The sequence below is a fragment of the Klebsiella sp. M5al genome (genome assembly GCF_002090195.1).
Lineage (GTDB): Bacteria > Pseudomonadota > Gammaproteobacteria > Enterobacterales > Enterobacteriaceae > Klebsiella > Klebsiella grimontii.
Genome location: NZ_CP020657.1, coordinates 745,933 through 761,909 on the forward strand (window position 1 = coordinate 745,933; position 15,977 = coordinate 761,909).

The 15,977-nt window shown below is 50.3% G+C and carries 15 protein-coding genes; 2 read left to right on the plus strand and 13 right to left on the minus strand.

Features of this window, described 5'->3' with window-relative positions:
• Window positions 1-30 precede the first annotated feature (30 nt).
• From BWI76_RS03595 to BWI76_RS03625, 7 genes are all read right to left on the minus strand, one after another.
• Window positions 31-309 (minus strand): BMC domain-containing protein, encoded by a 279-nt coding sequence (locus BWI76_RS03595; RefSeq protein ID WP_002442217.1) that lies wholly within the window; start codon window positions 307-309, stop codon window positions 31-33.
• Window positions 310-324: 15 nt separating this feature from the next.
• Window positions 325-609, minus strand: coding sequence for a BMC domain-containing protein (locus BWI76_RS03600; protein ID WP_004098238.1), 285 nt, complete (start codon window positions 607-609; stop codon window positions 325-327).
• A gap of 17 nt (window positions 610-626) precedes the next feature.
• Window positions 627-905 (minus strand): BMC domain-containing protein, encoded by a 279-nt coding sequence (locus tag BWI76_RS03605; protein ID WP_004098239.1) that lies wholly within the window; start codon window positions 903-905, stop codon window positions 627-629.
• Window positions 906-1,311: 406 nt separating this feature from the next.
• Complete coding sequence (locus BWI76_RS03610) at window positions 1,312-1,830, minus strand: FidL-like protein (RefSeq protein ID WP_004133053.1); 519 nt, start codon at window positions 1,828-1,830, stop codon at window positions 1,312-1,314.
• Complete coding sequence (locus BWI76_RS03615) at window positions 1,827-2,627, minus strand: winged helix-turn-helix domain-containing protein (protein WP_004133051.1); 801 nt, start codon at window positions 2,625-2,627, stop codon at window positions 1,827-1,829. Before BWI76_RS03615 ends, BWI76_RS03610 begins: the two co-directional genes overlap by 4 nt.
• A gap of 17 nt (window positions 2,628-2,644) precedes the next feature.
• Entirely contained in the window at window positions 2,645-3,229 is a 585-nt protein-coding gene (locus tag BWI76_RS03620) for a TetR/AcrR family transcriptional regulator (RefSeq protein WP_004133049.1), read from the minus strand.
• Window positions 3,230-3,376: 147 nt separating this feature from the next.
• Entirely contained in the window at window positions 3,377-4,159 is a 783-nt protein-coding gene (locus BWI76_RS03625) for an NAD(P)H-dependent oxidoreductase (RefSeq protein ID WP_004133047.1), read from the minus strand.
• An 87-nt stretch (window positions 4,160-4,246) separates the two neighbouring features.
• Between BWI76_RS03625 and BWI76_RS03630 the strand changes: the two genes are divergently transcribed.
• Both BWI76_RS03630 and BWI76_RS03635 read left to right on the plus strand, forming a co-directional pair.
• Entirely contained in the window at window positions 4,247-5,155 is a 909-nt protein-coding gene (locus BWI76_RS03630) for a LysR family transcriptional regulator (RefSeq protein WP_049086909.1), read from the plus strand.
• Complete coding sequence (locus tag BWI76_RS03635) at window positions 5,149-5,592, plus strand: FosA family fosfomycin resistance glutathione transferase (RefSeq protein WP_004133043.1); 444 nt, start codon at window positions 5,149-5,151, stop codon at window positions 5,590-5,592. The genes BWI76_RS03630 and BWI76_RS03635 overlap by 7 nt, the downstream gene beginning before the upstream one ends.
• 158 nt (window positions 5,593-5,750) lie before the next feature.
• Here the strand turns inward: BWI76_RS03635 and BWI76_RS03640 are convergent, their stop codons facing one another.
• The 6 genes from BWI76_RS03640 to BWI76_RS03670 all read right to left on the minus strand — a co-directional run bounded on the left by BWI76_RS03640 (window position 5,751) and on the right by BWI76_RS03670 (window position 15,900).
• Window positions 5,751-7,094 (minus strand): APC family permease, encoded by a 1,344-nt coding sequence (locus BWI76_RS03640; RefSeq protein ID WP_004137245.1) that lies wholly within the window; start codon window positions 7,092-7,094, stop codon window positions 5,751-5,753.
• Complete coding sequence (locus BWI76_RS03645) at window positions 7,091-8,002, minus strand: acetamidase/formamidase family protein (protein WP_004137247.1); 912 nt, start codon at window positions 8,000-8,002, stop codon at window positions 7,091-7,093. Before BWI76_RS03645 ends, BWI76_RS03640 begins: the two co-directional genes overlap by 4 nt.
• A gap of 451 nt (window positions 8,003-8,453) precedes the next feature.
• Window positions 8,454-8,789: an endoribonuclease SymE gene (gene symE / locus BWI76_RS03650; protein WP_004137249.1), complete on the minus strand. Its 336-nt coding sequence runs from the start codon at window positions 8,787-8,789 to the stop codon at window positions 8,454-8,456.
• Window positions 8,790-8,959: 170 nt separating this feature from the next.
• Window positions 8,960-10,825 (minus strand): N-6 DNA methylase, encoded by a 1,866-nt coding sequence (locus BWI76_RS03660; RefSeq protein WP_074168712.1) that lies wholly within the window; start codon window positions 10,823-10,825, stop codon window positions 8,960-8,962.
• Window positions 10,822-12,558 (minus strand): AAA family ATPase, encoded by a 1,737-nt coding sequence (locus BWI76_RS03665; protein WP_049100142.1) that lies wholly within the window; start codon window positions 12,556-12,558, stop codon window positions 10,822-10,824. The genes BWI76_RS03660 and BWI76_RS03665 overlap by 4 nt, the downstream gene beginning before the upstream one ends.
• An 81-nt stretch (window positions 12,559-12,639) precedes the next feature.
• The gene (locus BWI76_RS03670; RefSeq protein WP_004137255.1) at window positions 12,640-15,900 is read right to left on the minus strand and encodes a type I restriction endonuclease subunit R; all 3,261 of its coding nucleotides are present in this window, start codon (window positions 15,898-15,900) and stop codon (window positions 12,640-12,642) included.
• Between the last annotated feature and the right edge of the window lie 77 nt (window positions 15,901-15,977).

Consider the following 15,977-nt stretch of genomic DNA (forward strand, 5'->3'; position numbering starts at 1 on the left):
AAGAGTGGAGACGGGGCGCGCCCTGTCAGGTCATGCTTTGTGCTGCGCCGCGATTTTTTCGATGTCGTTATGCGGACGCGCGATGACGCGAGAGGTGACGACTTCGCCGATGCGTTTTGCCGCTTCCACGCCGGAATCTACCGCGGCATTCACCGCGCCGACGTCGCCCTTCACCATCGCGGTGACGAGGCCGGAGCCGACGTTTTCATAGCCAATCAGCTCCACGTTGGCGGCTTTACACATCGCATCCGCGGCTTCGATACAGGCCACCAGACCTTTGGTTTCGATAAGACCAAGCGCTTCTTTCATCAGGTTTTTCTCCGGTTAATCCATGATTTTGTAATGCGAGACGATTTTGTTGATGTCGTTATGCGGGCGGGCGATAACCAGTGAGGTCACCACTTCGCCGATGCGCTGCGCGGATTCGACGCCGGAATCCACCGCCGCTTTCACCGCGCCGACGTCGCCCTTCACCATCGCGGTGACGAGGCCGGAGCCGACGTTTTCATAGCCAATCAGTTCAACGTTGGCGGCTTTACACATCGCATCCGCCGCTTCGATACAGGCCACCAGCCCTTTGGTTTCAATCAGACCTAATGCATCACCCATTTGCGTTCTCCTGGCCATCAGGCCTTGTGTTTAATGACGATTTTGTTGATGTCGTTATGCGGACGAGCGATAACCAGCGAGGTCACCACTTCACCGATGCGCTGCGCGGATTCGACGCCGGAATCCACCGCCGCTTTCACCGCGCCGACATCGCCCTTCACCATGACGGTCACCAGCCCCGAGCCGATGTTTTCATAGCTAATCAGCTCAACGTTGGCGGCTTTACACATCGCATCCGCTGCTTCAATGCAGGCCACCAGACCTTTGGTTTCGATAAGCCCTAATGCATCACCCATGGTTTCTCCTTCAGAACAGGTTTTGTGATTCGGGAAAACCGTCCGCGTAACGACGTCAGGACGCGGAAGCGGCGTTCGGGGTTCACTATAGGGAATGGCGAATGAAGTGAAATTTAAATCTGCTTAATGTGTATTTTTAGTTTTTTACTCTGTGAATTAGATTTAAAAAGCGGGCGATTTATGCGTTTGTGCTGCTTGACGGAGGAGGATTGAGTGACATTTGCGGCGTTTTTTTCACCCTTTAGCCGAAAGCGAAATGATGTTAATAAGTTGCTAATTTATTGCAGATCAGGGGTAATTTGACGATGTATGAAGTGTGGAGAGGATCGTGTTTTATTCGGCAGGCTAAATGCAAAACGTGCGGTTTTACTAAAGCGGAAGCGATGAAGGAAAAGCGGGTGTGAGCTTAGTCAAGTTTGCTGCCGGACTTCAGCGTGCAGACGTAGAGCGGTGAGTTGATAGAGCTGAGAAGAATGGCTTTCTCATTGAGCTTCTGCGCGTTGAGGAACAGGCCATCGTGGCTGTCGGACATCTCGCGCATAAAGTAGTCGAAGATGACGTCCGGCGACTCATCGATGGACGAGGCGCTGGATTCCCACTTGCTGATGCGATAGTGGCGCTCGGTGGTGGAGATGCGTTTGCTGATGTAGCTGAATTTGACGTAGCGCTGGAGATAGAGCCAACCGGCGGCGGAATCGGTATAGCCTTCGACGACCATCGACCCTTTTCCGTTGGCGGCGAAATTGAAATGGATATTGCCGTTGACGTTCTCTTTCTCCATGTTCTCAAAGCGCATAATCGCTTTGGTCGAGCAGCTCATCACCCCGCCGTTTTCGACCGGTAGCAGCTTCCAGGCGCAGAACCCGGCGGCGGCAATAAACACCAGGCTGGAGAGGGCGAAAAAGGGGCGCGGGGCGAGTCTCATTGCGGCTTCCATGAATAGTAAAAATAGTTATCGCAGTAGCTGAACGGGTTATCTTCATGCATCGCGCAGTGGGCGAGGAATACCCGGCCCAGGCCGTTGGTTTCCAGCCGGTCGCCATAGAAGAAGACAAAGCGTTCGCCGGGCTTGCACTCCAGCTTCAGGCGCTGGCGCACGACATCAAAATTCTTGCCATAAGCGGTTCCGGCAACGGAGCGCAGCATCTCATCGCTGGCCAGCAGCTCGCACTGGCTGTGGCGCATTTGCGTCAGGGTGATGGGGTGCGAAGTGTTGCCGCCGAGAAAGCTGCATACCACCAGCAGCAGGGCGATGGTGAGCAGGCAGCCGCCAGCCAGATACCAGCAGGTGCCGCGCGCGTGGCGGCTGGAAACGGTCTTTTTTTCTTCCGGGACCGCGGCCGGGTCTGGCTCAGCTTCTGCCGCGAGCGGCGGCTCCGGCTCCGGGCTGGCGTCGAGCATCTCGATAGTGAGATCGGGATTGAGCTGCAGTAGTCCGCGCGACACGGTGACGATAATGTTGTCGATATCGTAGTGGCGAAAGGTTTTGCGCAGCATGCTCAGATACTGATTGAGATTGCTGTTGGATGAAGTTAAACCGTTGTCATCCCAGACTTTTTTAAGCACCTCATCGCGGCTGACCACCTCGGTGTGGCGCAGGAAGAACCATAGCAGCGTGTTGGCGGTGATGGACAGCTGGCTGTCCGCCTCATCGCTTCCCGGTAACGTTAGCGTGCCGTCCATTGCATCATAAATAAGACGGCCATGGATGTTATAGCGCATCGCGGCCTCAACATGCTTCACGCAGGAAGCGTCATCTTCGTCAGATCGCTGACCAGCGACTGCCGGTGCCCGGGGCTCATAGTGCGCCCCTCGGTTAATTCCGATAGCCAGATGCCGTCCGCCGCATAGCGCACCAGCGTGCCGGTATGGCTATTGTCCAGTTCATCGCCTTTCGCCAGATGGTCGAGCATCCAGTCGCGCCAGCATTTTCGCAGCACCGGTTCATCCGGCATGGCCAGCGACAGCACCATCAGCTGGCGGCTCTCCTGAGTATCCGTAAGTTCCGGGGCCGACAGATAGTGCAGATAGGCGCGGGTAAAGCGGCCATAAGAGACGTTATCCGCGGCCATAAGCTCTGAAATCGCTTCTTCCATAATCGCCAGCAGGCGGGCAAAGAGGGCGAAAATCAGCGCCTGCTTGTTGGGGAAATGGTGCAGTAAACCGCCTTTGCTGACGCCCGCTTCGCGCGCAACGGCGTTCAGCGACAGCGAGGCGATGCCGTCCCGACCGGCAATGGTGGCCGCGGATTCCAGCAGCTGCTTATGCAGACGGACGGGATCTTTTTTACGATGTTGGGCTTCTATATTCATGGTCCGAATCATACCGACCAGACGGTATGATTATTCTTGATCGCTATCAATATGCGAAGGGGCGTAGCGGGGCGCGATGCCGTTATTGCGTGGAGGCTCACAGTTCACCTTATGAATTGTGGTGATATTCGCCGCGCCGCGAATATCACCCACCGAGATTCACATCGGCTTCACGTGGATAGCGAGGCCGTTTTCTCCAGGCGCCAGCTCCGGACGCAGGTTCAAAGAGGGGATCAGATAGTCGCCGTGATTCTGACGACGGAAGGGAATGGGCGGCGTGTCAGAGAGGGTATCCAGCCGCCGGGCCAGCTCCTCGCGCAGGATGGCGAAGCGCTGTTCATCGAGTTTGTCGGTGCGGTAGAACACCACCGGCGGCAGGACGTCAAAGCCGGGAAAGAACAGCATCCCGTGCTGAATGGGGAACAGGATATCGTCGATAGACCCGTTAATTCCGCGCGGCGCGTAGTGCTCCGCCCATCCGCCGGCGGTAACGACCAGCATCGCCCGTTTCCCCGCGAACGTGCCTTCGCCGTAGCGATCGCCCCAGTGGGTTTCGCTGTGCTCGCCAACGCCGTAGGCAAACCCGTAAGCGTAGACCCGGTCAATCCAGCCCTTCATGATGGCGGGCAGTGAAAACCACCATAGCGGGAACTGAAAAATCACCGTATCGGCCCACAGCAGCTTCTCCTGTTCGCCCACGATATCCGCGCTTTGCGTGCCGTTAGCGAAGGCGTATTGCGAATCCCGCGTCGCCCGCCAGCTTTCACCGACCGGCGGGGCGCTGCTGTCATCGGCATCAAATCCCGCCTTCCAGCGCATGGCGTAGAGGTCGGACACCTGCACCTCGTGACCGGCGTTTTGCAGATGCTGCACGGCAAAATCTTTCAGCGCGCCGTTCAGCGAGCGCGGCTCGGGATGGGCATAAACCAGTAATATTTTCATTGAAATCACCTCTGAGCAATGGAGAGCTGCAGAGTAGAGTCAGCGGCGCTATAGTAGAAATGAATTGCTGCAATGACAGGTATAGTGATGATTAATCTCCAGGGGCTGGATCTCAATTTGCTGCGTACGCTGAACGTCCTGCTCAGCGAAAATAACGTCACCCGCGCGGCGCAGCGCCTCAATTTGTCGCAGCCGTCGGTCAGCGTCCAGCTGGCAAGGTTGCGCGAGATTTTCGCCGACCCGCTGCTGCTGCCTGGGCCGCGCGGAATGCAGCCCACCGCCCGCGCCGATGAACTGCGCGGGCCGCTGCGCGATGCGCTGCTGGCGCTGGAGCTGGCGGTAGCGCCGGTTCAGCCTTTTGACCCGGCCACGGCGGCGCAGACCTGGCGGGTGGCGGCGACGGACTATATGGCGTCGGCGATTTTGCTGCCGGTGCTCAATACCCTGCGCGTCGCCTCTCCGGCCAGCCGCCTGGCGCTGTTTGAGCTACAGCCCGCACGGCTGGTACAGCAGGCGGATCGCGATGAAGTGGATCTTTTTTTTCACACGCGCGACGGCGCGCCGCCCGGGCTGCATCAGCGTTTGTTGTTCCACGAACGCTACGTGCTGGCAGGACGGGCCGGGCATCCGGCGCTGCAGTCGCCATTAAGCCTGGCGCAGTTCTGCCAGCTGGAGCAAGTGATTGTCTCGCCGGACGGCGGAGGATTCAGCGCCGCGACCGATAACGCGCTGGCGAATCTCGGGCTGGCGCGGCGGGTTGTCCTTTCCGTGCCACATTTCCTGTTTATGCTGGAGACGCTGCGCAATAGCGAACTGGTGGCGGTGCTGCCGGAGCGGCTGGTGCGCGACGCTGGCGGCCTGACGGTGGTCGAACCGCCGCTGGCGGTCGCCGGGTTTGAGATGCTGATGCTGTGGCATGAGCGTTGGCACCGCGATCCGGCGCACCGGTGGCTGCGCCAGCAAATCGTATCGTCATTAGAGGGGAAGCCATGTTAAGCGGATTAAATCATCTGACTCTGGCGGTCAGCCAACTGGCGCCGAGCGTGGCGTTTTATCAGCAGCTGCCGGGGATGACGCTGCACGCCCGCTGGGATAACGGCGCGTATTTTTCCTGCGGCGACCTCTGGTTGTGCCTGTCGCTGGACCCGCAGCGGCGCATTACCCCGCCGGAGGAGAGCGACTACACCCACTACGCGTTCAGCATTGCGGAAGAGGATTTCGCGCTTTTTGCCGGGCGGCTGAATGCGGCTGGCGTTCCGGTATGGAAAACCAATAAAAGCGAAGGTGCGTCGCACTATTTTCTCGACCCGGACGGCCACAAGCTGGAGCTGCACGTTGGCAACCTCGCCCGGCGCCTGGCGGCGTGCCGGGAGAAGCCCTATAAAGGTATGGTGTTTTTTGGCGAGGACGAACAGACGGCCGGGAACCCGTAGCCCGGCTAAGCGCAGCGCGAGCCGGGGAAAAGCGGAGGCGGCATTGCGCGTTGTTTCCCCGGAGGCGGCGCTTGACGCGCCTTGTCCGGGCTACCGGCCCGTGCGATCGGGTAGCCCGGACAGGCGCAACGCGCCGCCTCCGGGATAGATAAATTGCGTTAGCCTTCCAGCTTCAATTCCACATTGCGCTTGAGCACCAGGCGCATCAGCAGGTAATAGACCACGCCAACCGCCAGCCAGCTCAGCCCCAGTACCTTCGCCTGCGCGTCCATTTCATAAATAACAAAGCCGATAATGCACAGGCCCACCACCGGGAACAGCAGGTGCACCACCAGATTGCGCGATTTCTGACGAATGATGTAATAGTTTATCACGGCGATATGCAGCACCAGGAAGCCCATCAGCGCGCCGAAGTTCACCAGACGGCTGAGGTTATCGATATCGCCGTAGAACCACAGGCCGGAAGCCAGCGAAATCAGCGCCACAAACAGGGTGCTGACGTAAGGCGTTTTCAGCCGCGGGTGCACTTTCGCCAGCAGCTGCGGCAGCTGCTTATCGCGCGCCATCGCAAACAGAATGCGCGACACGGCGGCCTGCGCCACCAGGGCGTTGGCAATCCCCCACGAGATCACCGTCGACCACATGGTGACATACTTCAGCCAGCCGCCGCCCGCCAGATTCGCGGTATCGTAGAAGGCGGTATCGAGGCTGCTAAACGTCATGCCCTGCGCCAGATCGGCGGCAATCCACGTCTGCAGGATAAACAGCGAACCGACCAGCATCAGCGCGCCCAGCGACGCCTTACCCACGGTATCTACGCCGTCTTTCGTTTCCTCCGACAGCGTGGAGATCCCGTCGAAGCCGAGGAACGAGAGCACGGCGATGGAGACCGCGCCCATCACCAGCGGCAGGCTGAACTTATCGGCGTTGTAGAGCGGGTCGAGGGTCAGATGGCCCGCCCCGGCGCCGGAGTAGAGCGCAATCAGCCCCAGCACGACGAACACTGACAGCACCACGATCTCCGCGATCAGAATCGTGTTATTGGCGCGTGCGGTAAAGGTAATGCCGCGCAGGTTAATCAGGCTGTTAATCGCGATAAAGCCGACAATCCACAGCCAGCCCGGCACGCCCGGCAGCATGGGCGCCAGCGCCGCCGCGCTGACGATATAGAGCAGCGACGGCACCAGAATATAGTCCAGCAGGATCAGCCAGCCGGCAAAAAAGCCGACAATCGGATGAATACCGCGCTGGGCATAAGCGTATACCGAGCCGGAAACCGGAAACGCGCGCGACATCGACCAGTAGCTCATGGCGGTAAAGAACATCGCCACCATACCGATGAGATAGGCCAGCGCCACCATGCCCTGCGCGCCGTCCCAGACGTAGCCAAAGACGCCAAACGGCGCGATGGGTACCATAAATATCATGCCGTAGACCAGCAGATCGCGGAACGTCAGCGCCCGATGCAGCTCCTGCTTATAGCCAAATTGTTCAACGCTCATGCCCGCTCCCCTTCGATGCTCAGGGAGAGCTGCTCAGCCACTGACTTTGGTAACGCATAGCGGCAGGTTTTCAGCGGATCGACAACCTGACAGATTTGCAGGTCGCCCGCAATGCTCAGGATGCTGATGGCGTCTGCCAGCATCAGGGAGGTATTGTCGGCGATAAAATGCGCCATATTGCGGGTAGCCATGGCGGCGGCATCATCGAGTGTCAGCGCCGAGGCGAGGGTAAACAGGGTCTCGCTGTTTTCGAGCATCGGCAGCGGCAGGCGGCGGTTTTTAACCACCGTCAGTTCGACCAGTACTTCGCCGGGGATTTCCAGACCGCAGACCGAGACTTCGCCATCGCCCATCGCGGCGTGTAAATCCCCCAGTCCGAACAGCGCGCCGGGGACGTTGACCGGCAGCCACAGGGTGCTGCCGGCGGTAATCATTTTGCAGTCCATATTGCCGCCGTGGCTATCCGGCGTGCCGCAGGAGATGGCTTCCCCGGCAGGCGCGACGCCGATCACGCCGACCATCGGATTAAGCGGCACGCGCACGTTGCCGGGCAGTATGGCATGGTCGTTTTCAATGGGCACGATGGTGACCTTCGGGGCATCGAGCTCGTCGCCAATCACCCCCAGCTGCGGTGCGGTGACCATCACCGCCTGATTGCTGCTTAGGGTAATGCGTTTGATGGTGACCTTGAGCGCATCGCCCGGCTCGGCGCCCTCGACGTACACCGGCCCGGTCGCCGGGTTAATACGCTGCCAGTCCAGTTCGTTGAACACGGCATCGGCGGAGGTGATTTGGTCGGAGAAGCAGTCGCAGGTTTCAAACAGCACTTCACTTCCGCTGCTGACGGTAGCGACAGGAGCGTTATCCCGCGACATGGCGTAAACCACCCGATCTTTGGTAATTTTCATGACATTCATCCCGGTTATATTGTTGTGTTTTTTATATTTAGAGTTTCCCGTATAGGGAATGAGTGAATTTATCGGGATTATTACTGGAAGGCAATCAGGTCAGGTTTTTCAAAAATAAATGATATATATTTGCTGGTGAATCATGCGGTTAGATATATTGGTGGGGTTTTCTTATATGCTGGTTATTTAGCAAAAAACTTTTTGTTATATTGTCTTTAGTTGTCATTCGCTAATTGTTTACTGTTATGGGGTTATTATCCAGCATATTACGCTGCAGCGTGCGGCGGTATGATTTTAAAATATGCGGTGATATGAGCGCATTGTAAGGTCTTAGGTGCCTGGAGAAGAGAAATCCCGAAGGCGGCGCTTGATGCGCCTGTCCGGGCTACCGGCCCGCAGACGGCAGGAATCCCGTAGCCCCGGTCAGCGCAGCGCCGCCGGGGAATTTAGCTTAGGCCAGCTTACGTTTCTGCCCGGCGATCGCGCTGATTAACGCTTGAACCTGTTTTTGCTTGCGCGCCGACAGCTTATTCAGCTGGCGCAGCGATTCCACCAGTTCCGGCTCCGGCTGCATCGCGGTGATCACGATACAGCCTTCCATTACTTTGATATCGATTTTGCTGCCGGTGGTAAAACCGGCGGCTGCAAGCCACTGGCCTTTCATGATAATCGCCGGGATATGCTGATGATCTTCAAAGCGGCTCGCGTAACTGACTGTGCCTTTACGGTTATTTTCCGGGGAGACTTCTGGATCGGTGAATTCTGCAATAGAATGCGGGGTAGTCATGATCTCTATTCCTATTCCAATAGTGGTTGTGATTAGCAAGGCGCTCGTGTTGCAGCACGGGCGTCTTGCGAAAAATAACACCTGTAAATTTACCCAGTACTTTAATCAAAGTCTAGTTTTAATTATAAATAACCAATGCGTTTACAATATCACCGCTTGTAATGAGCTGATTATTTTATTATCTGTAAATTGCAAGTAATATCATTCATTATATGAATACTGCAAGAGTTTATTTTATCTCTGAGTTTAATCATTGAGTTAATTTTATTCTCTATTTGATGCAGTAAATTATCTATTTTAATTTGAATTTCTATTGATGGTAATTTTATATCTATCGATTTTATATGACGGACGGTGATATATTGCTGTGCAGTTCCTGATGAAAGTTTTCTTAACTCCATTGCATTTAATAACTTCGCAAGATAGGGCATGTAGACTACATCGTCTTTTCTATTCTTAACAACCATGGAGTTGTTTGTAACCCAAATGTCTCCGTTGCAATATCGCACGTTTCCACAAAGCGCTCCAACTTTGCCAATAACAATAGTTTCGCCAAATTCTTTTGCCTCATTAGTATAACCAATAATCCCATTCCCACCAAAAACGGGTACTTCCCCTTTTTCTGAAAAATTATTTTTCTGTAGCAATAAACCAGCCTTTATTATCAATATATCATCAAGGTTATATTTTATTGATGTATTGCTAGTCCTGATTTGGTCGAGATCATCTTTTAATCGCTTTATGTCATTTTTTAATGAAAATAGCACATCATCAAAATTACTTAAATTATTATCAAGAGAATCAATATCTTCTAATGAAGTATTAAAATTTAATCTCTCTCTGTAAAATTCTGGACGCTCTAGAAAATTATAATTAGATTGTAATTCGTCATGATTTAAAAGCCAGGTGCTTTGAGAATTATTATTTTGTGATAATGATGATATTATTTCCTGAGTATTGCTAATACTAAAAGGATTTGATTTTGTTATTTTATATTGAGTGCTAGCATCATGCACTAAAATTTGTTTTGTGGGTCCGTTCTTACTGAAAAATAGTATGCTAGTTTTAACTGCTGTGTAAGGTAAGAAAACACCAGCAGGCAATGATATTATTTTAGTTACATTGAAATCTGACAGCAATTTCTTCTTAAGAGTGATAGCTTCGTGATGCTCATCTGAAAAAAACCTGTTAGGTAATATAATGACTGCATTACCATTATTCTCGAGAGAGAGCATTATATGCTCTAAAAAATTATATTCCAGATATTTATGGGCGAAATAATTATTATATGTGTCTATTTTCCCGAATGGAGGGTTTGATATTATTAAGTTATATTTATGATCTAAATTGTTGCATTGAATACTGTTACCGCATTCGATAGAAAAGTTGTCTATATTGTTTAGTAATATATTACATAAAGATAGTAGACACGAAAAAGATGATAGATCCTTACCAAAAACTTTTAGATTGACATTTTTATATGTATTTTTTATTTTATAAACGGCAGATAGTAAAAGACCTGAAGTTCCACATGCTGGATCATAAATATAATCACTTGGGGAGCTTGGAATATCATGAGTCAGAAGTTCACAAATTGCAGTTGGAGTATAGTATGCACCTGAACTACCTGACTCGTCAGACATACGAGATAACAGTTTTGCATAATCATCCCTTAAATTGTAAAAGTGCGATAATGAATTTATATCATCTAAAGCATTCTTTAAATTTGTTGTGGATATAAATTTATCTAATTCCTCTAAATGATAAGAAAGGTCTGTTAAAACAGTGGTGTTATTATGGTCATGGAATCTATCTGATCTCCTTATAATACTCTCTATTTGTTCAATGCAACCAATAATATCATTGTTATGTGAGCTATTACAGCGTTGGATATTTATCGTTCCTTCCTGAGAAAGTGATAAATATTTTTTTATCAGCAAGCATGAAATAACTTTTACGGCTTGTTCAGTATTTATTATATTTTGTTCATTTTTAATAATACTGAGCATTATTTCTAGTATGTTCTTATTTTTCATAGTTTGCTCTCTAAAAATTTAAACATATTTTCAATATCTATACTTATTTCTTCTGCGGGGATGAAAGAAATATACTTGGCTAATTTTATTTCATCCAAGCCAATGCCCTCTGAGTCTATTAACTCAGTCATATATTCCTTTACATTTAAAGCCCTTATATGATCATTATCTCCGGGGTCATTTAACTTCAAATAGGAATTTTTTGGTAGATCATCATTGTTTACGCAACCAATCTTATCATATTCAGACATAGCAGAATAAGATAAAAGATAGTTTTTTATTTCACGACGATGCCATGAAAGTAAATAAATTTCGGTTCTGGGACTATATTTGCTTTTTAGTTCTCTAATCCGCCTTTCGAGCTGCTGCACAGCAACAGAAACTCCATCACTTTTAAATGTGAGGATTGCTTCATCCCTATCGCATACTAAAAATATACGATGAGGCTTTCTATCGCTGTTTGAGGATAGCAAATTTTCGAGCCAATCTATTTTCGATTTTGCAAAGTCATGTGTAATATTTCCGTAACCAGAAGGATGTTTGACCGGCTGTAAATTGATTAATTTAGCGATGTCTAAATTTTTTTTATGTGCAAGTGAAGTGAATATTTTCCAGTCATTGTAATGATCAAGGACAACAATATTATCAAGTTTATTACATAATTCAAACTGTACTGAATTAATTCTAGTTAGCATTGAAAGTCTTTGAATTAATGCTTTCATTTTATCTTGTTCGCAAATTTTCCCCCTGTTTACTATTTTTAATGTTGAGAACGTATTTTCTCGTGCTGTTATTGAATCAATAAGATGTGTGGAGGTAATCGCATGGCCTTTTATTGCATGTAATTCCTTCCAGAGGATCTCTATATTTTTATAATGAAGATGTGAATCTATTTCATCAAGGAGAAAAATGGTATCTGGATGATCAAATAGATCAAGTAATGAATATAGAAATAAGATCTGATACTCACCATCGCTTAAATCGCTTAATTCCAAATCATCTTTAAAGGTCAACTTCATAGATGGTTTTGATATAAAATAATCGTTGTCTGCAGCTTGTGTATAAAAGGAAATTATAGGGTCAAAATAATCTTCAGCAGTGTTAATATATGATGGATTATTAAACTTTTGGAAATCTAACTGTATTGATTTAGATTCCATTGGAGAACTAAAATCATAGTCATGGTCAACTATTGTATTTATAAAACTTTCAAGTGTACGATGATAACTCGTCGAACGTAGTGTGTCCATTTCTCCATCTTCTTCATCTTGTAACGCCTTTTGTACTCTATTGACATAGGCTCGACTAACTTGAACAGAAAAAGTGAGAGTGCTTGAAATATCGGTGAGATTGTTTTCTGATAATTCAACGTAATTCTTTCTCACAAGAAATGAACGAACTAATCCCCTATCGTTACTAATAGTTGAGAGAAAAATCAATAATTTTGACCATGTTTTATCATAATAACAACAGTCTAAACTTAGCCCTCTATTAGCATTTCTTTCTTGATTTAAGTAGTTAGAGAAATGCTCGGAAAATTTTTCATTTTGGCCAGAAGAGAAGCAAACAACTTTTTTATCAGAAAGTATTGATTTTGCCAGGCGGTTAACAAAAATGGATTGGAGGATTGAGGATTTACCTGCGCCATTTTCTCCAATAAGAGCTGTGATCTTCTCAAATTCAATGAGTTGTTGATTTCCGTATAATCTATTACTTGGTAAATTTAGTTGCATGTTAGTTAGTCCATAAATTATACATAGTTTAATATTATAATTTAATCTTAGTATTATGGTTTGAAAATTGACTGAAGTTAATCATGATGTTGTGATGTTCGCCTTAAAATTCTCTGCCTGCGCCAGCACGCCCATATACACATCATCATTCGCCACCGGTGGGAATTTATGTTTGTGCAGCAGCAGAATCAGTTCCACCTTCAGCTTGGCTTTAATATCATCACGCTTGCTCCAGTCCGGATACTTCGAGGTGTTATCGACCACCGCCTTCATCTCTTTCGCCAGCGCCAGCATCTTGTCATCCTCATAGGTGAATTGATACTTATCGCGCATGTGCGCCAGAATGTCGTAAAAAGCTTTCTCTTCGATATCAATCCCCATTTCGGCATAGGTACCCATTTCGGTTTTAATATCGTAGATAATATCGGTCATCTCCTGGCTGAAGGAATCGAATTCCTCACCATTGAGCACATCATCTTCCCGGCGTTCGTTATATTTATCCATAATCGACTGGAAACGGCGGGTGAAGTTGATCCCCTGCAGCTGGTTAACCTTTTTAAAGTCGCTGATGGCTTTTTCCAGCAGCTTTTGCAGCAGCTGAATTTTGGTTGCCGGGAGTTTGATCTTATTAATGCGCGCCAGGTAATCTTCATCAAAGATATCGATCGACTCCGCTTTCTTGTCGCCAAGGAAAAATAGCTCTTCCACGCCGTCGGCCTTTAACGCATCGGCAATCATCTCACGCACACGGGCGTTCATCTGCGTGACGTCCGGCGCGTCGCCTTTGGTCAGCTTGAAGACGATAGAGCGCACGGCAATATAAAAATGGATATGGTCGCGCTCGGCCTGCGACAACGACTCGCTGCCGGAGCAGATGTCATAGGCCGCTTTCAGGCGCTTCACCAGCCCCATAAAGCGGCGCTCTGTCTTCTGAGTACGCATAACAAACTCTGCCGCCTGATTCAGGCATGCCAGCTGCGCCTGCGGTTCTCCGCTGAAGTAAGGTCGGCTATCGAAATCGTGTAAAACCTGCGCCAACAGATCGAGATGATTTTTCACCTCAATCACTGACTGTTGGATATCTTCAAAGTTCGTTGCATCAATGCGGGAATACATCGCCAGCGCCTGGTTCATCTGGCGCTTAATACCGATATAGTCGACGACCAGCCCTTTGCTTTTGCCTTCCAGCTTGCGGTTAACGCGGGAGATGGTCTGGATCAGGTTGTGTTTTTGCAACGGCTTATCGATATAAATGGTGTCCAGCTCCGGCACATCAAAACCAGTCAACCACATGTCCACCACGATGGCGATTTTGAAATTCGACTTCGCGTTTTTGAATTGTTTATCCAGCTCTTTGCGGTACTCTTTACTGCCCAGCAGCTCGTACAGTTTCGCATGATCATCTTTGCCACGCGTCATGACCATCTTGACCATTTCGGACGGCGGCAGCTCTTTCTCTTCCTGCTCGGTCAGTTCAACGTCATCCGGGGCCTGTTTAACCTCAAACCACTCCGGACGAAAGTCTTTTAACTGACGATAGAAATCCCAGGCAATCTCTCGGCTGGCGCAGACAAACATCGCCTTGCCTTTCACCGTGGAGCCTTCGTTGACACGTTTTTCATAATGTTTAGCAAAGTCTTCCGCCAGTGCCTCAAGGCGATCATCGTCGCCGAGAATGGCGTTCATGGTGGCGCTGGCTTTTTTACTTTCGTCGATTTGCCATTCATTGGTACCGGCGTTAGCGCACTCTTCGTAGTACTTTTCCACCTCTTCCAGCTTGCGGGTGTCGAGGATGACCTTCGCCGCGCGGCCTTCGTAGACGATGCGCACCGTGATCTCATCCTGAACGGATTCGGTCATGGTATAGCTGTCGACGATGTTGCCAAAGACTTCCATCGTGGCGTCGATAGGGGTGCCGGTAAAACCAACGTAGGTGGCCTGCGGCAGGGAGTCGTGCAAATATTTGGCGAAACCGTAAGTTTTGCGCACTCTGCCGCTCTCTTTATCGACGATCACTTTCTGATCGAGGTTGACCTGGCTGCGGTGCGCTTCGTCGGAAATACAGATGATATTGCTGCGCCCGGAGAGCAGTTCGGTATCTTCGGTAAATTTGTGGATGGTGGTCAGGAAGACGCCGCCGCTGTTGCGACCGGCCAGTTTTTCCCGCAGATCATCGCGGCTGGTGACGGGCACTACGGTGTCGTCGCCAATATAGTTTTTGGCATTGCACATCTGTGCCGAGAGCTGATCGTCCAGGTCGGTGCGGTCGGTGATCAGCACGATAGTCGGGCTGGCGAACTCGACGCTTTTCATCAGCAGGCGGGTTAAGAACTGCATGGTGTAGCTCTTACCGCAGCCGGTCGCGCCAAAGTAGGTGCCGCCCTTGCCGTCGCCGAAAGGTTTACGCGCCCGTTCAATGCTGTAGTACAGCTTGCGCGCCGCATAGTACTGCGGGTAGCGGCAGCAAATTTTCACTTCATGTTTGGCTTTATCCGGGAAGCAGATAAAGTTTTTGATCACGTCCAGCAGGCGGACCGGATGAAACAGCCCCTGAATCATCGAGTGCAGGGAAGGGATGCCGTCCTGCTCGCGGTTTTCATTGCCGGTGACTTTGCGCCAGGAATAGAAATACTCATACGGTGCAAACAGGTTGCCCATGCGGTTATTGACGCCGTCGCTGATAATGCACAGCGCGTTATAGACGAACAACTGCGGAATATCACGGCGATAGCGGGTGCAGAGCTGCTTATACGCATCGCCAATATTGGCTTCCTGCTCGCGCACCGCGCTTTTAAATTCAAAGACCACCAGCGGCAGGCCGTTGATATATAGAATGGCATCCGGTATACGCGGCTGGTTTTCTTTACCGGTGATGGTCAGCTGATTGACGATTTTTACCCGGTTCAGCGGTTGGGTAAGATGATAACTTGCTGGCGTTTCCGCGGCCTGTTGCAGCGGAACCTCTTCGGTATCGAACAGTTCACGTAGTGCGGCGGGCAGATGCCGGGTGTCGAGCAGTTCGATATAGAGATCTTTCTGCTGGCGATCGTCGCGTTTAAACAGGAAACCGTTGGCCAGCCAGGCGCAGAAGGTTTTATTGCTTTCGTAAATATCGGAGGCGGGCAGGGTAGTGAACTGCTTAATCAGCCGCTGGATCTCTTCATCGGTGATGCCGTCGGCCTGGTAGCGCGCGGCGAAGTAGTGACGAAGATCGTCTTCGATAACCACCTGATCGAGGCTTGAACGCGGCACATCATCGCCGATCAGATGTTGGTAGCCCTGATCCTGTAGCAGTTCGATAATGGCTTGTTCTAACTTCGCTTCACTGAATGAGAGATGCATATCTCGCTCCGGCCCTGGCTGGTTTTCTGGTAAGGGTTCCTGTAACTAAAGAAAACCTTACCAGAAAGCCCCTGATT